Origin of the sequence: Nocardia vinacea (assembly GCF_035920345.1) — a bacterium.
In the GTDB taxonomy this organism is placed as follows: domain Bacteria; phylum Actinomycetota; class Actinomycetes; order Mycobacteriales; family Mycobacteriaceae; genus Nocardia; species Nocardia vinacea_A.
Genome location: NZ_CP109149.1, coordinates 6576546 through 6598572, shown reverse-complemented (window position 1 = coordinate 6598572; position 22027 = coordinate 6576546). Strand labels below are relative to the sequence as shown.

The 22027-nt window shown below is 65.0% G+C and carries 15 protein-coding genes; 5 read left to right on the top strand and 10 right to left on the bottom strand.

The window, feature by feature from the left end; all coding sequences use genetic code 11:
- Window positions 1–48: 48 nt before the first annotated feature.
- The 4 genes from OIE68_RS30120 to OIE68_RS30105 all read right to left on the bottom strand — a co-directional run bounded on the left by OIE68_RS30120 (window position 49) and on the right by OIE68_RS30105 (window position 5841).
- Window positions 49–2943 carry a UPF0182 family protein gene (locus OIE68_RS30120; protein ID WP_327094408.1) on the bottom strand — a complete coding sequence of 965 codons (2895 nt, stop codon included), beginning with the start codon at window positions 2941–2943 and terminating at the stop codon, window positions 49–51.
- 241 nt (window positions 2944–3184) lie between these two features.
- The gene (locus OIE68_RS30115) at window positions 3185–3541 is read right to left on the bottom strand and encodes a Rieske (2Fe-2S) protein (protein ID WP_327094407.1); all 357 of its coding nucleotides are present in this window, start codon (window positions 3539–3541) and stop codon (window positions 3185–3187) included.
- Between the two features lie 53 nt (window positions 3542–3594).
- The gene (locus tag OIE68_RS30110; RefSeq protein WP_327094406.1) at window positions 3595–4776 is read right to left on the bottom strand and encodes a ZIP family metal transporter; all 1182 of its coding nucleotides are present in this window, start codon (window positions 4774–4776) and stop codon (window positions 3595–3597) included.
- Between the two features lie 6 nt (window positions 4777–4782).
- Window positions 4783–5841, bottom strand: coding sequence for a multicopper oxidase domain-containing protein (locus tag OIE68_RS30105; protein WP_327094405.1), 1059 nt, complete (start codon window positions 5839–5841; stop codon window positions 4783–4785).
- Window positions 5842–6039: 198 nt separating this feature from the next.
- Between OIE68_RS30105 and OIE68_RS30100 the strand changes: the two genes are divergently transcribed.
- On the top strand, window positions 6040–7263 hold the full coding sequence (locus tag OIE68_RS30100) for a helix-turn-helix domain-containing protein (protein WP_327094404.1): 1224 nt from the start codon (window positions 6040–6042) through the stop codon (window positions 7261–7263).
- 206 nt (window positions 7264–7469) lie between these two features.
- Window positions 7470–9305 carry an acyl-CoA dehydrogenase gene (locus tag OIE68_RS30095; RefSeq protein WP_327094403.1) on the top strand — a complete coding sequence of 612 codons (1836 nt, stop codon included), beginning with the start codon at window positions 7470–7472 and terminating at the stop codon, window positions 9303–9305.
- Between the two features lie 502 nt (window positions 9306–9807).
- Here OIE68_RS30095 and OIE68_RS30090 read toward each other — a convergent pair.
- The 4 genes from OIE68_RS30090 to OIE68_RS30075 form a co-directional block, all read right to left on the bottom strand.
- Complete coding sequence (locus tag OIE68_RS30090; protein WP_327094402.1) at window positions 9808–10290, bottom strand: MspA family porin; 483 nt, start codon at window positions 10288–10290, stop codon at window positions 9808–9810.
- A gap of 512 nt (window positions 10291–10802) precedes the next feature.
- Window positions 10803–13229: a helix-turn-helix transcriptional regulator gene (locus OIE68_RS30085; protein WP_327094401.1), complete on the bottom strand. Its 2427-nt coding sequence runs from the start codon at window positions 13227–13229 to the stop codon at window positions 10803–10805.
- Between the two features lie 118 nt (window positions 13230–13347).
- The gene (locus OIE68_RS30080; protein WP_327101857.1) at window positions 13348–14073 is read right to left on the bottom strand and encodes a Zn-ribbon domain-containing OB-fold protein; all 726 of its coding nucleotides are present in this window, start codon (window positions 14071–14073) and stop codon (window positions 13348–13350) included.
- Between the two features lie 192 nt (window positions 14074–14265).
- Entirely contained in the window at window positions 14266–16581 is a 2316-nt protein-coding gene (locus OIE68_RS30075) for an ATP-binding protein (protein WP_327094400.1), read from the bottom strand.
- 280 nt (window positions 16582–16861) lie between these two features.
- Here OIE68_RS30075 and OIE68_RS30070 point away from each other — a divergent pair, with 280 nt between their 5' ends.
- From OIE68_RS30070 to OIE68_RS30060, 3 genes are all read left to right on the top strand, one after another.
- Window positions 16862–17179: a hypothetical protein gene (locus OIE68_RS30070; protein ID WP_327094399.1), complete on the top strand. Its 318-nt coding sequence runs from the start codon at window positions 16862–16864 to the stop codon at window positions 17177–17179.
- The gene (locus tag OIE68_RS30065) at window positions 17164–18171 is read left to right on the top strand and encodes an alpha/beta hydrolase (protein WP_327094398.1); all 1008 of its coding nucleotides are present in this window, start codon (window positions 17164–17166) and stop codon (window positions 18169–18171) included. The genes OIE68_RS30070 and OIE68_RS30065 overlap by 16 nt, the downstream gene beginning before the upstream one ends.
- Before the next feature lie 64 nt (window positions 18172–18235).
- Entirely contained in the window at window positions 18236–19534 is a 1299-nt protein-coding gene (locus OIE68_RS30060; RefSeq protein ID WP_327094397.1) for a YhgE/Pip domain-containing protein, read from the top strand.
- A gap of 6 nt (window positions 19535–19540) precedes the next feature.
- Here OIE68_RS30060 and OIE68_RS30055 read toward each other — a convergent pair whose 3' ends face one another.
- Window positions 19541–20446, bottom strand: a complete 906-nt coding sequence (locus OIE68_RS30055) for a transglycosylase SLT domain-containing protein (RefSeq protein ID WP_327094396.1) — start codon at window positions 20444–20446, stop codon at window positions 19541–19543.
- Between the two features lie 52 nt (window positions 20447–20498).
- Window positions 20499–21812, bottom strand: coding sequence for a S1 family peptidase (locus OIE68_RS30050; RefSeq protein WP_327094395.1), 1314 nt, complete (start codon window positions 21810–21812; stop codon window positions 20499–20501).
- Window positions 21813–22027: the final 215 nt, after the last annotated feature.

Genomic DNA, 22027 nt, shown 5'->3' with positions numbered 1-22027 from the left:
CCGTCGATCAGGCGTAATTGCAGTGCGGGGATATCGCCGCGAGGAGTGTCATCGACCGGGTCGGCCGAGTTGGTCCACCTGGTTCTGGAGGCGTTCGAGGGCCTCGCGGACGGCCTCGATCTGCGCGTTGAGTTCGTCGATCTTCGCCTGGTCCAGGGGCGGCGTGGTCGCGGGCGGGACCGGTATCGGCACGGGGGGCGGTTCGCTCTGCGGCGGCGGGGCGGCGGGGCTGCCGCCGGGTGCGGTGGCGGCTCGGCCGGTGGCGGGGCCGAACACCTGATCGAGCGCCTCGGCAAGGGTCGGTGCGTAGCCGACGCGGACCCCACCGGTACCCGGATCGCGATAGCTGACGAGGACCCGTGCCAACTGGGGGAAGGTCGACCCGTTCGGTGTCGTCGAGATTCGCTCGGTGAACAGCGGTTCGACGTAGAGCACCCCGCCGTCGGCGATCGGCAGTGTGAGCAGATTGCCGTACTGGATCCGGTTCGACCGCTCCAGCAGGGTGCGCTCCGAGGCCACCCTGGTGTCGGAGATCATCGAGTTCTGGATCTGCTGGGGTCCCTGGGTGAGGGTGTCGGTGGGCAGGTGCAGGACGGTGATCCTGCCGTAGTTCTCGGGATCGGAATCGGCCGAGACGTAGGCGGACAGGAATTCCCTGTTGAATCCGACCATCGCGCTGGACAACCGGAACGACGGCCGCGCGGTGCCCGGCTCGCCGAGTAGGACGTAGAACGGGGGCTGGTGCGGGTTGGTGTCTACGGTCGGATCGCTGGGCACCGACCAGAAGGCGTTGGTGGTGAAGAACTCTCGCGGTTCGTCCACGTGATACTTGGCCAGCATCTCGCGCTGGATCGTGAACTGGTCCTCCGGGTACCGGAAGTGCGCCCGCAGGTCGGCGGTGATCGACTCCTCGGGTTCGACGGTGCCCGGGAAGACCCGCATCCATGCCGCCAGCACCGGATCGTTCCGGTCGACCTGGTAGAGGGTGACCGTGCCGTCGTAGGCGTCGACGGTGGCCTTGATCGAGTTACGGAGGTAGGAGATCTCGCGGGGATGCCGGATGCCGGTGTCGCTTCCCGGCGCGAGGGCTTCGAGAGAACTCCGCTTGGCGTATGGGTAGCCGTCGATCGTGGTGTAAGCGTCGACTATCCAGACGATGCGGCCGTCGACGACTGTGGGGTACGGGTTGTTGTCGGTGGTCAGCCACGGCGCGACGAGTTCGACGCGGTGGCGCGGGTCGCGGTTGAAGATGATCTTCGATCCAGGGCCGATCGCCTTGGAGAACACGATGTTGCGCTCGGTATAGGTGGTGGCGAAGGCCAGCCGGTTGAACCAGTTCCCGATCGGTACACCGCCGGTTCCGGCGTAGGTGTACTTGGTGGTGTCGGTGTCGTACTCGCGCGGTTCCGCGCCGCCGCCGACGATGGCGTAGTCCGGGTCGGCCTGCGCGATCACCTCGCCGAAGTAGATGCGGGGCTGGTCCACCGGGATCAGTTGATGTCCCGACTCCTGTGAGGCGATATCGCTCACCGAGTAGATCGGGTAGCCGCTGTTGCCTGCCGCGGCATCGCCCACGGCATCGCGCACGGCGGCGTTCACCCGGTTGGCGGGCGCGGCGACGAATCCGTTTCCGTGGGTGTAGACGGTATGCCGGTTGACCCAGTGGGTCTGGTTGCCGCTCAACGCATTCGGGGTCAATTCGCGGGCGGCCACCACATAATCGCGCAGTTGCCCGTCGATGCGATATCGGTCAAGGTCCAGATTCGTCGGGAAGCTGTAGAAGTTCTTCAGCTGTTGCTGCTGGGTGAAGGTGCGTGAGAGGACGTTCGGGTCGAGCAGACGGGCGTTGGCGATCGTGGTCAGGTCCGCGGGGACCTCCGGCGGCGGCTTGGTGCCGACCCCGGGGTAGGCGCGGTAGTCGACCCGGTCGCCGCCGATCGCGTACGCCTGCCGGGTCGCCGTGATATTGCGTTCGATGTAGACGCGTTCCATGTCGGCGGCGTTCGGGCGGACCGAGAACTGCTCCACCACCAGCGGCCACACACCGCCCACCAGAATCGACGACAACAGCAGCAATGCGGCGGCCATCGCCGGGATCCGCAGGTCCCGCACCACGACCGCGGCGAATACGGCCGCGGCGCACAGGACCGCGATGGCGAAGAGAATGAGGCGAGCGGGCAGCACCGCGTTGATATCGGTGTAGCCGGCGCCTGCGAACGTCGGCTCCTTGCGGCTGCTCGACAGCAACGTGTACCGATCGAGCCAGTAGGCCGCCGCCTTCACGACGATGAACATCGCGACCAACACCGCGAGTTGCACGCGCGCGGCGCGCAGAATGCCCTTCGGGTTTCCAGACAGCCGCAGCCCGCCGAGTAGGTAATGGGTCACCAGGCTCGCGAGGAAAGCCAGGACGGTCGCGACGAACACCCAGTTCACCACTAGCCGGTAGAAGGGCAGATCGAAGACGTAGAACCCGATGTCGTGTCCGAACTCGGGATCGTCCACACCGAACGAACCGCCGTGGAGGAACAGTTGGACTGTCATCCACTGCGATTGCGCGACCAACCCGCACAGCACGCCGATGCCGGTGGCGATACCCAGCCCGAACCGCATCGGCCACCGCAGCACGACGCCGCGATACGGCCGCAGAACGTCGACTTCCGCGGGCGCGGCGAACAGCGGCCGGAACCGGAACGCGAGCCACATCGCTGTGAAGACCACGCTGCCGACGCACATCGCGACCACGACGAACAACACCGAACGGGTGAGCAATACGGTGAGCCAGACACCGCGATAGCCGACCTCACCGAACCACAACCAGTGCACATACGCGCCGGTCAGACGGGGAATCACCAGCAACGACACGACGACCACCGGCAGGACGATCAACAGCACCCGTGTCCTACGACCCAACCGCAGAACGGGTCCTTCGTGCGTGCTCATATCCCACACTCCCGTCACCACGTTCGACCAAAACACTGTCCGAATCGAACGCATAACCGGTTGAGCCAATTCTAACCGGCGGCGGGGTGCGGTGTTCTTGGTCAGCGTTTCGCTGTCGGGCGCCGCGGCTGGGACCGTTCCGTACACGGCGCTGTTGTTCTTGCCGGCGGGGGCGATGATCGGTGATGGTGGGCTGTTTGCAGCGTTCGCCGCCGCCGGGAAGCCTGGTCGGTTGGCGGCGCTATTGGATGACGATCTCTGCCGCTTCGATGGTGACGGTGCGGGTCTCCAACGCTTCGCGGGCAGGACCGTGCATTACCGACCCGTCGGTGATACTGAATTTGCTGCCGTGGCAGGGGCATTCGATGGTTCCGTCGGCGACCTCGGCGACGGCGCAGCCCTGATGGGGGCATACGGACGAGAAGGCCCGGACCTCACCCGGGTTCGGCTGGGTCACGACCACGCCCTGTCGCGAATACACGCGCCCGCCGCCCACGGGGATCTCGGTCAGTGGTATCCGCAGCGGCTCGGATTCCGCGCTACTGCTGGCACATCCGGCCGCGGCTACTGCAGCGGCGGCACCTACCCCGATCAGCATGCTGCGCCGCGTGCACCCTGAACACAGCGGTAGGTCCGAACGTGGCGTGCTGGTCATGCGCTCACCGATAGTCCGGTCGAATACATCACCAGCACACCGACCACGACCCCACCGAGCGTGGCCGCGGTGAACTTCCCGTCCGGCTGTTCCCGCAGACTCGGCGCGATCTGCACGATGACCTGAATGATCGCGCCGACACCGACGCCCAGCAACAGCGCGGACAGTTCGGCGTTGTTCACCGTCGCGCCCAGGACCGCGCCCGCGATTGCCGGGGCTCCGGCGATCAGGCCCAGACCGAGCAGGGGCAGCAGCGGTGGGCGGCGTTCGGTCAGCGGGGCGACGACCGCGAGGCCCTCGGTGGTGTTCTGGATGGCGAACCCGATCACCAGGAAGGTGCCGAGCGCCAATTCACCGACCGCATAAGCGGATCCGATGGCCAGTCCCTCACCGAGGTTGTGCAGGCCGATGCCGATGGCGATCATCAGGGCCAGCCGCAGACCGGTTCTGCCCTCGGCCGCTGCGGTTTTTCGCCGGGTGCGCAGCCACTGGTCCACGGCGGTCAGGGTGAGGAACGCCAGACCGGCACCGAGTACGACCAGCGCGGTTCCGCCGAACGCGCCACCGGATCCGCCTGCAAGTTCGAATCCTTCGCTCGTGCCCTCCCATGCCAGAAACGCCAGCAGTCCGACGGTGACCGCGAGCAGCACCCGCACGACGCGACTCCCGGCGGCGCGCAGCACCGGCAGAAACAGCATGCCGAGCACGACCGGAACGATGCCGACGTAGGTTCCGAGCAGGGCCATCAGGCCGAAGAACGAGGCGTTCGGTCGTGGCGTCGTAACGGCGACGGGGATGTCGTGCTCGATCACAAGACCGGTCGAGGTCAGCATCGAGACCTTGTAGGGCTGGCCCTCCTGCCAGGGATAGTCCAGCCGGAGTTCGGTCGATGCGAGACGGCCGATCGGCTCGGTGGGGCCGGTGAAATCGACGTAGGCGTCGTTGACGAAAATCTGCGCGATCGAGACCGGGTCGGGCCCGGTGTTGCGCAGGGTCAGTTCGATCGAGCCGGATTCGAGCACGGTGTGCTCGACCGCGATCTCCTCGACCGGCGGGCCGGTGCGTTCGGGCAGGCTGCGTCCGCCGAGCAGGGCCAGCCCGGCCAGCGCGACGATGAGTAGGGCGGCCGAGGCGAGCCCGAGGAGCCATGGGCGGCGGGTTTGTGCGGTGTCGGTCATGCGCGGTTACTCCGTCACCTCGAACATGCCCATCCAACCGAGTTCGGCGAACTCGGTTTTGTGGGCGTGGAACATGTACTGCCCCGGATACGGGAAGCGGAGCTCGCAGATGCCGCGTTGGCCTTGGCCCTGCACGATGGTGTCGGTGTATTCCGTTGGCTGCAGGCGGGTTCCGGTGGGGAAGTAGTCGAAGAAGTTCCCGTGGATATGGAAGCTGTTGATCGGGTCGTACTCCAGCACGTTGACCAGGTAGATGCGCACCAGTTCGTTGCGCTTCACCTTGATCGGTTCGTGCATGTAGTGGAAAGGGATCCCGTTGACCGCGTAGAGCTGGTTGCCCTCGCCGTCGAAAGTGGTGTTGTAGCCGTGCATCACCATCACCATCTCGTCGGCTTGCGGTCGCGGCTGCGGCGGATCGACGATGAAGGTCCCGTACATGCCGCGGGCGATGTGCTCGGCGAGCGGGCCGACATGGCAGTGGAACAGGTGCAGCCCGAACGGTGTCGCGTCGAACTCGTAGGTGAAGCTCTCACCCGGCTGGATGACACCGCGCCCGATCCCCGGAATACCGTCCATTTCGGCCGGATGGATGCCATGGAAGTGCAGCGTGTGCGGATGCGCCGAGCCATTGGTGAAATTGACCCGCAACAGATCCCCCTCGCGGCATCGCAAGGTCGGGCCAGGGATACGCGAATTCAATGTCCACGCGGGGAATTTCAAGCCCGGTGCGATCTCGATGTCCTCGTCGCTGGCGAAGACATCCCATTCGCGCAAGGTCCGCCCGTCCGGTCGCGTCGAGGTCTTCCCGTAGTCGAAATCACGTAGCACGGCGGTCGGATTGAAACCGTTTGCCACGTGATCGACCACCGCGCCCTTGCGGAAGGTTGGCCCACTGATCCCGCCGCCGTGACCACCGGTATTCGGCTGGTGTCCGGTATGCGGGCCGGACGGGCCCTCTGCTTTGGCCGGTCCGGAGTCGCGCAGCGGCATGGTCCCGAGCGCGAGGCCCGTCGAAGCAGCTACGGCACTGCCGAGCATGAACCGGCGCGGTATCGAAGATGTCATCCCAGCCTGTCAAAACTTAGAGCGAACTATCGCCATAGTTTGGCAGGCCGAAAATAATCTTTCAATAGCCCTGAAAACGACTGGTCGGGCGGTCGGCGGCCACGGTGGCGCGATCATGTGGCAGGTCTGGACCTGCGTCGTGGGAAGGAATCGGCCCGCGGTGGCGATGGTGTTCGATCTCGACTGGGAGACTGGTCGATGATGGACACCAGCCAGCCCGTGCGATCATCTGTCCGCCGCCGACCGCGCGATCGTCGCGCTACGATCGTGCGCGCGGCCAGCGAGGCCTTCGCCCGGCACGGCTATCACGGCACCTCGATGTCCGACATCGCTGCGGCGGTCGGAATCACCTCCACCGCGCTGTATCGACATTTCCGCAGCAAGCAACAACTGCTCGGACACTGTTTGCTCGATGGTCTGGACGTCACCGTGGCGCGGCTCGACAATGCCCACCGCGCCGACCCTTCTGGGGGATCGGTGCTGACCGAGTTGGTGCGGGTCGCGCTGGAATTGCGCGGTCTGCCGCGATTGTGGCAACTCGAGTTCCGCAACTTGCGACCGACGGATCGCATGGGGGTGCTCGCGCGTGCGGTGCGTTTGACTTGTTATCTCCGCACCGCGATCCGCGCGCGCCGCCCCGACCTCACCCCGGCCGATGTGGAATTGCTGAGCTGGTGTGTGCTGTCGGTCGCGGTCAGTCCGTCCTACCACCGGGTCGAGCTGCCGGGACCGCTGTTCGCCGAGGTACTCGACAAGGCTGTGGCCGCAACGATCGACGTCCGGCTACCGACCGGCGTGGCCTCGGAGAGGCGGGCAGTGCGGGCAGCATGGGTGACCGGTGACATCGAATTCGATCGCGGCGTGCGACCGGAACGGTTGATCGTCGCTGCCGCACGGTTGTTCAATACGCGCGGGTACGCCGCGGTGAGCATCGAAGACATCGGCGCGGCAGTGGGGGTGAGTGGGCCTGCTTTGTACCACCATTTCGCCGGTAAGGCGGAGCTGCTCAACCAGATTATTGATCGCAACGATCAATGGATTCGCCTCTACATGTCGCGGGCGTTGACCGAGGGGGACGATCCACGCCAGTCGCTGTTGCTGCTGCTGTCCTATTTCGCGCGCTTCGCTGTCGAGCAGCCCGATCTGATGGGGACGACGGTCAGCGAGGTCGCGCATCTGCCGCGGGACCTGGCCGAACGCTACCGGCAAGCGCACCGTGACGGCGTCATCCGCTGGGCGCGCATGCTGCAGACTGTGCGTCCCGAGCTGTCGTTGCCGACGGCGCGAGTGTCCATCCAGGCGGTTACCACCGTTGTCATCGACGCGGCACGCAATCCGCGGCTGAGCCGCCGAGGTGACATCGTCGAGGCTCTCGTGGCTGTGGGCGACGCGATCGCGTTCTCTGGCGCCACCCGCTCCTGATCCAGGGCAAGCGCTGTTCCAGGAAATTTATCGACCATTAACTTACTGACCTTGTTTCTGCTATTGCTGGGCGACGTCATCAGACTGTAGCTTAGCGTCGAGTAACTTAGCGGTGCTCGCGAGCTGCCTGAGATGTCCGGGCGGTCGGCGGGCGCGCGTATCATCTCGCCCGGCTGCAGGCCGGGCCTGTGCGAAGGCGAGTGCTGGTGGGGCATTACAAGAGCAACGTGCGTGATCTCGAGTTCAATCTGTTCGAGGTGCTCGGCCTGGAGGCGGTCCTGCAGTCGGGGCAGTTCGGTGACCTCGATGGCGAAACCGTGCGGTCGATGCTGGTCGAGGCAGCGCGCCTGGCCGAAGGACCGGTGGCGGAGTCCTATGCCGACGCCGACCGCAACCCGCCGGTGTTCGACCCGGCCACTCATTCGGTGCGGCTGCCCGACTCGCTTCAGCGATCCGTGCGCGCCTGGTACGACGGCGACTGGTGGCGGGTCGGCAAGGCCGAGGCGATCGGTGGGGTGCCCGCCCCGCGAATGCTGGCGTGGGCGATCAACGAATTCCTCCTCGGCGCCCAGCCCGCGGCTTATATGTATCTCAGCGGTCCCGTCATGGCCGATATCGTGCACAGCCTCGGCACCGAGGACCAGCGTCACTGGGCAAAGCTTGCGGTACAACGTAATTGGGGAGCCACCATGGTCCTCACCGAGCCCGACGCCGGCTCTGATGTCGGTGCCGGGCGCACCAAGGCGATCCAGCTGCCCGACGGCACCTGGCATCTAGAGGGCGTCAAGCGGTTCATCACCTCCGCCGACTCCGGCGACCTGTTCGAGAACATCGTCCACCAGGTGCTCGCTCGCCCCGAGGGCGCCGGACCGGGCACCAAGGGGCTGAGCCTGTTTTTGGTGCCGAAGTACCTGTTCGACGCGCAGACCGGTGAGATCGGTGACCGCAACGGTGTTTTCGTGACCAACCTCGAGCACAAGATGGGTTTGAAGGCGTCCGCGACCTGCGAGCTGACCTTCGGCGGTCATGGCACACCAGCCATTGGGTATCTCGTCGGCGAGGTCCACGACGGTATCGCGCAGATGTTCAAGGTCATCGAGGAAGCTCGGATGATGGTGGGCACCAAGGCCATCGCCACTCTCTCCAGCGGCTACCTCAACGCCCTCGACTACGCCAAGACCCGCGTACAGGGCGGCGATCTCGCCGAGATGTCCGACAAGAACGCGCCCAAGGTCACCATCACCCACCACCCCGACGTACGCCGCTCGCTGATGATGCAGAAGGCCTACGCCGAGGGCCTACGCGCGATCTACCTCTACACCGCCGCCCACCAGGATGCTGTTGCCGCCCAGCAAGTTTCAGGTGCCGACGCCGAACTGGCCGCGCGGGTGAACGATTTGCTGCTGCCGATCGTCAAGGGCGTCGGATCAGAGCGGGGTTATCAGTATCTGACCGAATCCCTGCAGTGCTTCGGGGGCTCGGGTTTCCTGCAGGACTACCCGATCGAGCAGTACATCCGCGACTCGAAGATCGACTCGCTCTACGAGGGCACGACTGCAATCCAGGCCCAGGACTTCTTCTTCCGCAAGATCGCCCGCGACCACGGTGTCGCACTCGCGCACGTGGCCGGCAAGGTACGCGAGACCACCGAATCCACCAGCGACGGCGGCCGGCTCAAAGCCGAGAAGATCCAGCTCGCCACCGCCTTGGAAGATGTGCAGGACATGGTGGGCAAACTGACCCAGCACCTGATCGCCGCCCGTGAGCAGCCCACGGAGCTGTACAAGATCGGCTTGGTCGCGGTGCCGCTGCTGCTCGCTGTCGGTGATCTGCTCGTCGGTTGGCGGCTCATCGTGGCGGCCGAAATCGCTCTCACCGCCCTGGATTCCGATCTCGGCGAGCAGGACCGGGCCTTCTACAGCGGCAAGATCGCCGTGGCGTCGTTCTTCGCCAAGACCGTGCTGCCGCACCTGAGCGCCGAATGGTCGATGATCTCCGACATCGACAACAGCATCATGGAACTCGACGAAGCAGCATTCTGACACGAAGGAACACCGTGAGGACCGCCTGCAGTCCCGTAATGAGGTCCCGTACCCGAACACATGGTTGATCCCCCGGTCCCGCAGCGACGCCGCGCTGCGGGACGGACTGCAGCGGCTGGGCGAAACGCCAAACTCGGCATCCGCTCGCGCGCTGAACTCGCCGCTCTGCGCAACGCCGGTTGACAGGTCGTTACCGCGATGACTCGAAGGCGGCCTCGGCGAGCGGTCGAGGTTCAGCAACGGCTGACCGTCGTGTGCGATGACAATGAGTTCAGGACCATCGCGGGCCAGCAAGTGGTGTTCGTGACCGCGTCCGACTAGCTCTGACCTGGCGGTCGTGACGCGGTATTGCGGTGCATAAAGGTAGGGCGTTGCGGATCTGTAGGTACCGCTGGTGGTCGCAGGTGTCAGGGCGCGCCCGACGGCGGCGCCAGGCCCAGGATCCGTTCCGAGCGGTCGCCACATCTGGGAAGCGGGGGGTCGGTGTTTGCGGCGGTGTTCCCTAGAACGTGAATTGTGTTCCGTAGCCGGTTGTTTGGGCGGTTCCGTTGGTACCGTCGACGCGCGCGGTGACGAACGGCATGGCTGATGCGGGCGACAGGCATCCGCTGATGTTCAGTGGCGTGTTGGTGTGACTGAATATGTAGGGGTACTCTGCGTCCTCATCCAGGCTGGCTGCACCGATAACCACTGCTGTGACGGTCCCCGGTGCGAGGTTTACCGAGATCGCTCCGGCGAGACCGGCATTGACGCCGACATTCGGTTGAATCGCGACGGTGACGCTGGTCGAGTCGCCGAGGGTCAACGCGAGCGAGGGTGCGATACCCGCGCTGACGCCGATGCTCGGCGCAATCCCGATGGAGATGCCGTCGGCGATATCCACGGCGCAACCGATCAAGTATCCGATCGCAATTTCCCCGTCGCGAACGGATGGACCGCCGTCGACAGACACCGAGTAATCCCCGGACACTTTGACTGCGTGCACGAACGGGATTCCTTGTGCTACATCGCCGCCGGCCGGGACGACATTGCTCACATCCACTGCCGCGACGAGGTGCATGCCACCGGCACCGGCTTCGCCAGGTGCCGCCTCGGCGGGTGCGTTCGCAATGCAAGTCGCTGCACCGGCTATCGCCGTGAGCGATGCAATAATCCTGAGGTATTTCCTGGTCATACCACTCCAGTCGAATAATTACCGACACAGACTGTTCCGTAGAAATAGATCGCTCACGACACCGGGACTCGAAGTGTCTACCCGCGCAGGAGGTTCGATACGGGACCAGCACTCGAACCTTCGGGCAGACCCTACCGCATCTACGGGACAACTGATCTCATGAGCCCTGTTACTCATCCGGCCTGTCGACGAGCCGGACGTTTACGGGTCGCGACTCGCGACTGAGCGTCCCGATCTCGGGGCCCGACGATATTGTCGCGGCACTCGCTAGTTGTGCTAGGCCGCAAGGGGTTTCGATTACTCCGGGCGGCTCCGCTCAACGGTCAAGAACTCCCGTGCTGGGCCTCGTCCACGATCCAGGCGGCGATCTGGGTGCGGGAGGTGAATCCGAGTTTGCTCAGGATGTGTTCGACGTGGTGCTGTGCGGTGCGTTGGGAGAGCACCAGTTTTGCGGCGATCTGTTTGTTGGTGAGTCCTTGGGCGACAAGGTGCGCGACCTCGAGTTCACGTCTGGTCAATCTCGTTGCGGAATCGTGTGGTGCGGTGGTCGGCGGTTCCCCCAGGGCGTAGGACACCGCGGCGCTCATCCCCATGGCCTGGCCGCGCCGGAAGGCGGCATCGAATCCTCGGTCACCGAGCGTGCGGCGCACCTTGCGCTCGCATTCGTCGTGATAGCGGTATAGCACGTTGAAGAAAGTCGTGACACCTGTGGCGGAGCGCAACAGGGCTTCCGCGGCACCCATCAGAATGGCCGCGCGTTCACCATTGTCAGCGGTCCAGGCCAGTGCCTCGATATCGGGCGCCGCGACGAGTGGGCTGGATATGTGGCGGCTGACTCGCAGCGATTCCAGCAACACTTCTTGTGCGTGCGAACGCTCGCCCTGCTGCCATGCGGCAATGCCGATCCCCCACAGCGTGGTCGACCGAAACAGCGATTCGCCGCACGCTTCGGTGATGGAAAGTATCTGCTCGCGATATTCGATCGATCGCTTTGTATCTCCCCGGAGTGCGTGTGCCCAACCGAGCATGGCCAATACGGAGATATACAGATGTCCTCGGGTATTCGATTCGAATACCGTGAGAGCGGGCTCGACCACGGATATCGTCCGATTGGGCTCACCTCGATACAGTGCCAGGGCTCCCTCGGCAGACGCGGCCAGCGCCTTGGTGGTGGGAGCGGGGTCCTGTTCGGCGAGCGTGCGCGCCTGCTCCACGAAGGCGGCCGCGCGCTCCAGGTTTCCCTGTACCGCCGCCATGATCGCGCTCACATGTAGTGCTTTGACGCGATCGGGTATCGAATGCGCGGCGGGGTGGGACAGGATGCGGTCGAGCCAGCGTCGGCCTTCGCCGTACTGGCCCCGGAAGCTCCAGAACAGGTATAGGGCGGCGGCGGTGCGCAGCCCGGCTTCGGCGGCCTCCGCACTGTCTTCGGCAAGGCAGAACTCGAGCATTTCCCGGAAATTCGGTTGTTCACGGTCGAGCCGCGCGAGCCAGCCCAGCTGCCGGTCGCCGATCCACCCCGCCTCCGAATCCAGAGCCAATCGCTCGAACCAGTCGCGGTGGCGTCGACGCAGATCCCGGTACTCGCCGCTCTCCTGCAGCTTCTCCCGACCGTAGTCGCGCATGGTCTCGAACATCCGGAAGCGCACGACGCCATCGGATTCCTCCCGGATCACGATCGACTTGTCCACCAGGGAGGACAGCGCATCGAGCAGACTCTCCGGCGCCAGGTCGGCACCGCACACCTGCTCGACGGCATCGAGTTCGAAGCCGCTGGCGAATACCGATAACCGGGCCCATATCCGCTGCTCGACCGGTGTGCACAGCTGGTAGCTCCAGTCGATGCACCACCGCAGCGTCTGCTGTCTCGGCGGCGCGGTGCGGCTACCGCGGGTGAGCAGCGCGTACCGGTCGGTGAGCCGCTGCAGGATCTGTTCGGGCGACATGGCGCGCATCCGAGCCGCCGCGAGTTCGATTGCCAGCGGCAATCCGTCCAGCCGGGAACAGATCCGAGCCACGGTGGTCTTGTTGTCCTCGGAGAGTTCGAAGCCCGGCACCACTGCTGCGGCGCGGTCGGCGAACAATGTCACAGCGTCGTATTTGGGCAGTCCCCGAAATGCGGGCTCGTGGTCGGGATCCGGGACCGTCAGCGGCAAGACCCGCACGGTCGCTTCCCCGGCGATATCCAGCGGCTCGCGGCTGGTGACGAGAATCCGCAGATTCGGACAGGCCAGCAACAGCTTCTCGACCAACTCCGCCGAGGCCGCCACCACTTGTTCGCAGTTGTCGAGAACCAGCAGCATTTCCCGCGAGTTCAGGAACTGGACCAGCATGTCGAGCAACGGCTGGTCGGACTGGTCGAGCAGGCCAAGGGTGGCCGCCACGATTTCGACCAGCATCGACGGGTCGTGCACGTCGGCCAGTTCGACAACCCAGACCCCATCGGCGAAATCGCGTCGAGCGTTCGCCGCCGCTCGCAGCGCCAGCCGGGTTTTGCCGACACCACCGATCCCGGCCAGCGTCACGAGTCGGCAGGTGGACAGCAGATTTTTCACCTCGGCCGTCTCGGCGCGGCGGTCGACGAAACTGGTCAGCTCCAGCGGCAGCTCGCCGGTGCGGCCGCCCGGCAGCGGTGGCGGCGGGGCCCATACCCGGATCGGCGACGAGTCCTCGAACCCGGACGCGCTCGAATCGGCCGTGACGGGTGCGATCGCGTCGCGGCGGGTCCGGAGTGGATCATCCGTTGTCATCAGCGGCGGGCAATCCACTCGGCATGTGCGCGAGCACCGGGCGCCATGCGCTCACCTTTCGACAATGTCAGCGTATCGCCAACGAAGGTGAACGGATCGCGAGTCGTGCGTGTCTACATCAGGCGGTCGGGAGCGCGGTGGGACTCATCTGCCACGCCTGTGCCAAGGCGTCCCGCAAATGGCGCTTCAACCCGCGCACCTTGGCGCTATCGGTCCGTCGTGGATCCAGTGCCTCCTCCACCATGTGCAGGAACCGCCGACGGGTCACGCCAAAGGTCACCAGCAGTTCGCCGGCCGAGGCGCCGCCGAACGGCGCCCATCGAATCGCAAAGCTGATCAGGGCTTTTGCCGCCGCGTCGAGAGCCTTCGCGCCCTCCATGAGCTCACACTCGCGCAGCGAGGTCCTCACCCACCACGCGTCGTAGCGATGTTCGACAGGGGGACGAAGCGTCGGGCGCATATCGTTCGAAGCACACATACGCTGTGATGCGGGACGAACGCTGTCATCCGTATCGGGTGCCGCTCGGCAGATGGTGAACACCGGGAATCGATCGATCCGAGGACGCGGCTCGAATCGCACCCGGATCGGCAGATCCGCGGACGGCGCGACGTCACCTTCGATCGTCGCATACACCCACGGCCCCTCGTCGAGTTCCACAATGGCGATGGTCAACGGCACCACCTGGGCGTGCGGACGGCTCACACTTCGGTGTACGAGCCGCGACGACACAATCGAACCGAGACCCGACGATGGCGACCACTCGAGATCCCAGGACCGACACGACGAACATTCGGCGGTCAGCGGCGCGAACAATTTGTCACAGCGTCCACAGCGCCGGATCATCATTGCGGTATCGGTCCCTGTGGATCTGCCACCGGACTCGTATGTTTGCTCGGACATGGGAAACCTCGGTGTGATAGCCATGGATGCTGTCCCCACTGAGCGTCGCCTTCTCGGCGCCCGAACACGACGGTAGAACTACCAGGGGTATACCCATTTCTGCCGACCGGTCCGTATCGCGACCCGGTCGAGGGGCTAGTGCAGGCGGTGCGTGCGCGCGGTCCAAGCGGCTATCTGTGCCCGAGACGAGTAGCCGAGTTTGCAGAGGATGTTTTCCAGGTGCCGGTCGACGGTGCGCGTTGACAGCACCAGCCGTTCGGCGATCTGCCGGTTGCTCAGACCCTGCGTGACGAGCTCGGCCACCTGCCGCTCGCGGGCGGTGAGCATGGTGTCCTCCTGCTCGTCCGGCTCCTGGACGGTCTGGCTCGGGTCGAGTGCGTAGTTGATCGCCTGCGCGAGGTCCAGCGCCGCACCGCGCGCTCTTTCCGCGCGCTGGTCCGTCGGCCGCAGCGATTGGGCGAGGGTGCGCTCGCAGGCCGAGTGCTGTGCACCAAAGTGCGGTCCGAACGCCGCGAGCGATCCGCCGATCCGCCGCCACACCGATTCGATCGCACCCATCAGTCGCGCCGCATGCCGGTATTCGCCGCGGGCGGCGGCGATCCAGGCCAGCACCTCCATGATCAGCGGCGCGCCCACATGGTCATTGAATTCGCGCTGGATCTCGAGTGCGGCGCGCGCCGATTCGGTCGCGCTGTCGTATTCACCACAGACGTACTGGTGGTAGCCGAGGGCCCAGAGTGCAAGCGATTTGGTATACCGCTCGCCCCGCTGGTCGGACAGCTCGATGCCCTGACGGGCCGTCGCGCCCGCGCTGCGGTCACCGGCGTGCGCTTGGGCACTGGCGAGCTGGAACAGGGTCATACGGACCGCTTCGTCATCGTCGGCGTAGTCATCGAGGGTCTGCTCGAAGGCGGCGATGGCCGGTGCGAGATGTCCGCGGAACAATTCCGCTGTGCCGCGCAGGCAGCTCACCCAGGCCAGTGCGTGGCGGTCACCCACTGCCGCCGCGCCCGCCGTGCATTCGTCGAGTGCCTGGTTGGCCGCCTCGAAATCGCCCTGTAGAAATCGTACCCACCCCGCGACCCACAGCGCAGAGATCCGACCCGGACAGGTGTCGTCCGTGACGCGCAGTGCCTTATCAATCCACCGCCGTCCCCCACCGAGAAATCCGTCGGCGGTCCAGTGATAGCGCAGGGCGGTGACAAGTGCCAGCGCTTCGTGGCAGGCAGTCGGCGTACTCGTCGCCCAGTCCAGCGCGGTTTGCAGATTGTCGCGTTCGGCACGCAGCTCGGCCAGACCGGCGGCTTGGCCCGGGCCGTTCCAGGCTCCGGCGATCTGCTCGACGAGTGCGAGGTAGTGGTCGCAATGCCGCTTGCACAGTGCGCCGGTCTCGTCGCGCTCGGTCAGCCGTTGCCAGCCGTATTCACGGATCGTTTCCAGCATCCGATACCGCGGCGGGCCGTCGGTCGGTACGGGCGCCAGAATCGACTGCGCGACCAGATGGTCGACCAGGTCCAGAATGCGTTCACGCGGCAGGTCGGGACCAGCGCACACGCTCTCGGCAGCGGTGAGGGTGAATCCGCCGGCGAACACCGACAGCCGCTCCCACAGCAGCTGTTCGGTCGGCGGGCACAGCTCATAGCTCCAGTCGATCAGGGCTCGCAGCGTTCGCTGCCGCGGCACAGCTGCTCGGATGGAACCAGCCAACAGCATGAACCGGTCCTCGAGCCGTTCCAGGACCGCTGACAGCGACAGCGACCGCAGCCGTGACGCGGCGAGTTCGATGGCGAGCGGAATCCCGTCCAGACGCTCGCATACCCGCACCAGCACATCCGCATCGCGTTCGGTCAGGCTCAGGTCGGGGCGCACTGCCCGAGCGCGCTCTACCAGCATCGTCGGCGCGTCGTAGGCGGCAAGCGCGCCGAGCGTCACCGGATCGTACGGGCTCGGCATCGACAGCGTCGGAACCGTGTACACATGCTCGCCCCCGACGCCGAGCAACTCGCGACTAGTGGTCAGAATCCGCAATCCGGCACAGGATCGCAGCAGCAGATTGCAGAGCGCGCTGCACGCGTCGACCAGGTGTTCGCAGTTGTCCAGCACTATCAACGCCTGCAGATCGGCCAGGTGCTCGACGAGCTTTTCCTCGATGGTCCTGTTCGATACGTCCACAATCGCCAGGCTGGTCAGCACCGTTTGCGCCACCAGATCGGGATCGCCGACGGCGGACAGGTCGACCAGCCACACCCCGTCCGGGAACGACCGGCCGGAAGCGGCCGCTACCTCGCTGGCGAGCCGAGTCTTTCCGACACCGCCCACACCGGTGAGCGTGACCAACCGAGCCGTCGCGAGCAGCTCTCGGACCTCGCGGATCTCCCGTTGCCGTCCGACGAAACTTGTCACCGCGAATGGCAGGTTACCGACCACACGAGTGGGCTTACTTCGCCCCATGAGACCTAATCTAACCGTGCCAGGGGCTCTGTGAGGGCCCGGTTTGCGAAGGTCGTTCCCGAAGCGATTGCTACCTGATCGCCCGGGGGCGGGATGCGGTTTGTGCCCCGAGCGCTACCCATCGGTGTGTGCGAATGCGGTCTGAACATGCGCGAGCTGCGGATATGGGTGGAGAAGTGGGTGTTTCTACCCATGTCTGTGCGTGCCGGATCTGTGAGGCTCGGTCGATCAATTGTGAGCAGGAGGTCGACCTTGACATCTCACCGAGCGTGCCCGATCGATGAGGATCGACAAAGGCGCGAGCTACATCCACGACAACCGGGGGTCGACGATGGATGACGTATGTCGAACCGAATTCGACGGACTGCGCGTGACGTGGCGATTGATCCAGAATCAGCTGATCTCGATCGTCGCCGTGCACGACGCATCCGATGCTTCGCCGGTGCTCTCGTTCGGCCCCGCCGCTTATCCGGATCTCGCGCGAGCACGAGAACTCCATCCGGGTCTGACGAAGGTGTGGGACGCGGTGCGCCGCGACTTCTGGACCACCCTTATTCCGCCACGTCGGAATAAGGGCAGCCAATGGCAATGGACCTGACGGCCGTTGCGCGGCCCGAAGCATCGTCACCGATTGTCGAACCAGCCAACCAGGCCAGTATCGGAACTCGAATCGCCCATCCGCTGCTGCGCGGCACAGTCGGGTTCGGGTTGGCAACCCTGGCGCTGCTAGGTGGCAACAGCCGGTTCGAGCATGCGCTCTGGCTCAGCCGACTCATCGATCTACCGGCTGCCGCACTCTTGCCTCCCAAAGGCACCAAACGGTGGACCGTTCAGTTGGGCAACTTCCGCGCCGAATGGTTGTGGAACGACGATCTGCCCGCCCCGTGGCAGCGACAAGATTCGGCGCTGCTGTACTTCCACGGCGGTGGGTATATCAGCGGCGGCTTGAATACCCATCGGCGCCTCGTCGCCAAAATCGGACGCGCCAGCCGGATGCCCGCATTCAATGTCGACTACCGGCACTTGCCCGGTGCGCATTTCACCGAGACTCTCGACGACGCCGTCGAGTCCTATGAATACCTGCTCGAGCACGGCTTCCAACCCGAGCGCATCATCGTCTCCGGCGACTCGGCAGGCGGCGGGCTCGCCTTCCGGCTGGTGCTGGCAATCCGGGAACGCGGCTTGCCGATGCCCGGCGGCATCTCCGCGATCGCACCGTGGGCCGACTTCGATTCGACGACCCGAAACGCCCACCCCAACCGGTACCTCGATTCCTATATACCCACTCGGATCCTGGAAACGATCGCGCGGCGCGGCGTCGCCCTCGATGGCGAACTCGATCCGACATGGTCGCCGGTCAACCACGACTTCACCGGTCTACCTCCGGTCCTGATCCAGGTCGGCTCCACCGAATGCCTGCTGCCCGACGCGGAAATGCTGGCCCGCCGCTGCCTCGAAGCGGACGTCCCGGTACAGCTGCAGGTCTGGGACCGCGCGCCGCACGTCCACCACGTCGCCTCGGATTTCCTTTCCGACGCTCGAGCCGCGATCGACGACCTGGGCCGGTTCCACCGCCAGATTGTGGCTTGACCCCCGCTGAGACACAGTCCGGCAATCACCCCATTCGTCTCGATCCAGCAATTACGGTGCTGTCATGACGAACCCGGAAGAGGTCGAGCAGACGAGTCCTCGTCGATCGCCCGTGCGTGTCCGGCTGGCGCCTGCGGTTGTGGTGTCGCTGCTCATGGCCCTCCTGGCCACGATGTATCTCGCATATGTGGTCGATCCGTCGAAGCATCTGCACGGCTTTCCGATCGCGCTGGTCGATCAGGACAGTGGGGATCTGATCGGCGGGAAGCCCACCAATGTCGGCAAGCAGATCAGTGATGCGCTGGTGCAGCAGATTCCGAGCGACAAAATCGATCTGCGGGTGCTCGGCATCAACGAAGCGCAGCAAGAGTTGAACTCGGGCAATGTGTACGGGGCGATCGTCATTCCGAGCGACTTCACCAAGCGGCTCGGAATTTTCGCCACCGCCAGCGTGGTGCCCGGCGATGTCAGCCGGCCGATCATCACGGTGTACACCAATCCGCGGTCCGGGGCGTTCTCATCGCAGGTTGTGCAGACGGTGGCCGGAAGCGCACTCGCGCAAGCGAATCAGACGGTCGGCAAGCAGCTCACCGAGACCGTGCAGACCCAGCTGCAATCGTCTGGATCAGCCCCGGAACTGGCCGGCCTGAGTCGGCTGATGCTGGCCCAGCCGATCGATGTGGTCATCACCCCGTTCCATCCCCTGCCGTCGGGTACGGGCGGCGGTCTGACGGCCTTCTTTTACACGATGATGGTGCTGCTGGCCGGATTCACCGGCGCCATGGTGATCAACGGGATGGTCGATTCGTCGCTCGGTTTCGCACCGACCGAATTCGGTCCCTGGTACGTGCACTATCCGCCGACGCCGATTTCCCGGCTGCGGACGCTGCTGCTGAAGTGGGGCGTGATCACCGGCACCGCGCCGGTTGTGGCCGGGATATTCATGGCGGTCGGGCATTGGCTGGGCATGCCGATCGAGCGGCCGCTGCTGCTGTTCCTCTACAGCACCTTCGCGATCATCGCGGTCGGCGTCACCGCGCTGTCGATCGTGTCAGCGCTCGGCACTGCCGGTCTGCTGGTCAACCTCATCCTGTTCATCGTGCTCGGCCTGCCGTCCTCCGGCGGCACCATTCCGATCGAGGCAATCCCGAAATCCGTTGCCTGGCTTGCCGATTTCGAACCTATGCACCAGGTTTACCTCGGCATCAGGGCGATCCTGTATTTCAACGCCGATGGCTCCGCCGGGCTGAGCCGCGCGATCTGGATGACGCTGCTGGGGTTGGTCATCGGACTGGTCGTGGGCGGCGGCGTCACTCGCTACTACGACCGGAAGGAACTGCACCGCGCCCCGGCAAAGAGCTGATGTCGGTCAGTACCAGTGGTGTACCTGCCAGAATGCCCAAGCACCGTCGGGGCCGCCGTAGCGCTCGTTCATGTAGTCGTAGGTCCAGCGGATTTGGGTCAGTGGGTTGAAGCGCCAGTCGGCGCCGTGGGTTTGCATTTTTTCGGCGGGCAGTGCTTGGCCGAGGCCGTACGCGCCGCTTTTCGGGTTGATGGCGAAGAAGTCCCAACCGCTCTCGTGGGTGATGACGGCGTCGAAGGCTGGGAACTGGTGGAGTGGTACCACTGTCAAGGCGAGGGCTCTGGTGCCCAAGCGGACCAGTGAGAGCGTGAGTCCGGCAGGAGTTGTTCCACTGTCGGGCGGGCTGGCGGCGGGCGTGACGGCGATATCGTCGTCGGTCTCGTCGGCCGGCGTAGCGGTGTTGTTGTCGCTGTCTTCGGCGTAGGCGGCGAGGCTGTCGTCCAGGCCGTTGGCGGATGGGGTGACGCTGTCGTTCAGACTGTCGGCAGAAGTGCTGACTCTTTCGCCCAGACCGTCCGCAGACGTGGCGACACCGCTGCTCAGGGCATCGGCGGGCGTGTTGACGCTCTCGCCCAGGCTGTCTGTCGGCGTGGCAAGGCTGCCATCCAAGTCGTTGGCGGACGGGGCGAGGCTGTCGCCCAACCTCTCGGCGGAAGTGCTGACGCTCTCGCCCAGGCTGTCTGTAGACGCGGCGGCACTGTTGGGGGAATTGGCGGACTTGGTGGCGCTGTCATTCAGTCCGTCAGTAGATGTGGGGCCACTATCGGCCGGACTGTCAGCGGACGTTGCGGCGTCGTCGTTCGGGGCATTGGCGAACGTGACAACGCTGTCGCCCAACCCCTCGGCAACGGCTGGACCGGCACAAACCATGAGTGCACTGACCGCAATGGCGGCCGCGACAACGCGCAGCATCGATTCGCTCCTTAGATGTATTTGCCTTCCATATCGATGGGTTTCATGAGCATCAGTTCGTCCGAATGGTCAAACCCGGATTGTCTTGCAGCACACTGCTGATCGGCTGGCCGAGCAGCAGTGGGACGTGGCCGCAGCCGAGGTCGAAGGGGGAGCTCGCCGTGACGATGGCGCTGCTGAGGCCGAGTGCCTTGGTGCCTGCGAAGATCGGTCCGCCGCTGTCGCCGCGCTGGCCGCAGAGGGCGGCATAGAACATATTCTCGATCTCGATCGGTTGGTCGCCGTGGCCGCGTAACAGGCCCTTTTGCCCGGCCGCCAGCACTGTCCCGCACGAATATCCGGATGTGAAGCCGGTTTTGCAGACGGCCGCTCCGACCACCGGTTCGGTGGTTCCGTCGATGCGCAGAACATCCGAACCGGCAGCTCGCGACTGTCTCGCATTGCTGCTGTTCACATTCACGTCGGGCGCCTGCGCCGGTGAATCCATTTTCTGGGTGGACACCAGGTTGTTCCGGAAGCGCGGCGCGAATGTCTCGTTGATCCGCACGATCGCGTAGTCCTTGGGTGCGAACTGGGAGACCGCGAAGTCACCGATCTCCTTGCCGAGCTGCCCATCTTTGAATTCGTAGACGCGTTGGGGCTCAGTGGTTTTCGCGGATGGCTCGACAACGTTGTTCGGGTCGCAGTGCCCGGCGGTGATATTCACGGTATTGCCGCCGGCGTCGGTGGCATTGAAGCCGAACGAGCACCGGTGCGCTTTTCCGTCGACCTTGATGCCGAACGGCTGGCCACCGATGATGTCGCCTTCGGCTTCGATTCCCGCGATCGCCTGGATGCCGACGGTGGAGTCGTCGGGTCGGGCTTCCGGCAGTACGGCCGTCACCGACTGGATCGGCCCGATATCGGTCGGCAACTGCACGTCGTTCGCCAGGCGAACGGCGAAACTGTTGGTCACCACGTCGATGCCGTAGGCGACAATCGAGTCGACGACGGTGCTCGGCTGACCGGATAACCAACGTTCGAAGGCGACGCGGCGGGCATCGAGGGTGCGCTCACTGTCGGCAACGGTTTCCACGCTGAATCCGGCCTTTGCGGCGATGGATTTGGCGTCCGCGGCGCGCTCACCTTCGGCGAGGGAGACGATCGGGCGGTCGTCGTTCATCCGGATCCCGGCGAATACGGCTGGGAATGCGGCGCGGGCCTGCTGTGCGAATTCGGCCAGCCGCCGGGCGGTTTCGGTGCGTACGAGATATTCGTGCGCATCCATTCCGAGGTCACTCGCGACGGCCGCGATCAGTCCGGGCGGCAGCGGGGTGGTATCGGGCTGTGGTACGGCCGCCGCTGGATGCGCGATCGAACCTGCCATTGCCAATGCAGCACAGCCGACCGCTGCCCGTCGCGTACGAATACCCGACCTCATCGAGCCGCCTCCTGACCAAGCGCCGAAGTATTCGATGACGCTATGTCACATGCGTCACAAAACGGACTATTTGGTTCCATAGCGTGTCGGTGTCCGCGCCGGTCAACGCCCGATGCCTATGCCGGACAACTTGCCGACACGCCGAGACCGTTGAACTGTCG

What these genes read in the sequence shown, in the direction of transcription:
- OIE68_RS30120 (WP_327094408.1), bottom strand. Translation starts at nt 2,943, where the DNA reads ATGAGCACGCACGAAGGACCCGTTCTGCGGTTGGGTCGTAGGACACGG.
- OIE68_RS30115 (WP_327094407.1), bottom strand. Translation starts at nt 3,541, where the DNA reads ATGCTGATCGGGGTAGGTGCCGCCGCTGCAGTAGCCGCGGCCGGATGT.
- OIE68_RS30110 (WP_327094406.1), bottom strand. Translation starts at nt 4,776, where the DNA reads ATGACCGACACCGCACAAACCCGCCGCCCATGGCTCCTCGGGCTCGCC.
- OIE68_RS30105 (WP_327094405.1), bottom strand. Translation starts at nt 5,841, where the DNA reads ATGACATCTTCGATACCGCGCCGGTTCATGCTCGGCAGTGCCGTAGCT.
- OIE68_RS30100 (WP_327094404.1), top strand. Translation starts at nt 6,040, where the DNA reads ATGATGGACACCAGCCAGCCCGTGCGATCATCTGTCCGCCGCCGACCG.
- OIE68_RS30085 (WP_327094401.1), bottom strand. Translation starts at nt 13,229, where the DNA reads ATGACAACGGATGATCCACTCCGGACCCGCCGCGACGCGATCGCACCC.
- OIE68_RS30080 (WP_327101857.1), bottom strand. Translation starts at nt 14,073, where the DNA reads ATGATCCGGCGCTGTGGACGCTGTGACAAATTGTTCGCGCCGCTGACC.
- OIE68_RS30075 (WP_327094400.1), bottom strand. Translation starts at nt 16,581, where the DNA reads ATGGGGCGAAGTAAGCCCACTCGTGTGGTCGGTAACCTGCCATTCGCG.
- OIE68_RS30070 (WP_327094399.1), top strand. Translation starts at nt 16,862, where the DNA reads ATGAGGATCGACAAAGGCGCGAGCTACATCCACGACAACCGGGGGTCG.
- OIE68_RS30065 (WP_327094398.1), top strand. Translation starts at nt 17,164, where the DNA reads ATGGCAATGGACCTGACGGCCGTTGCGCGGCCCGAAGCATCGTCACCG.
- OIE68_RS30060 (WP_327094397.1), top strand. Translation starts at nt 18,236, where the DNA reads ATGACGAACCCGGAAGAGGTCGAGCAGACGAGTCCTCGTCGATCGCCC.
- OIE68_RS30055 (WP_327094396.1), bottom strand. Translation starts at nt 20,446, where the DNA reads ATGCTGCGCGTTGTCGCGGCCGCCATTGCGGTCAGTGCACTCATGGTT.
- OIE68_RS30050 (WP_327094395.1), bottom strand. Translation starts at nt 21,812, where the DNA reads ATGGCAGGTTCGATCGCGCATCCAGCGGCGGCCGTACCACAGCCCGAT.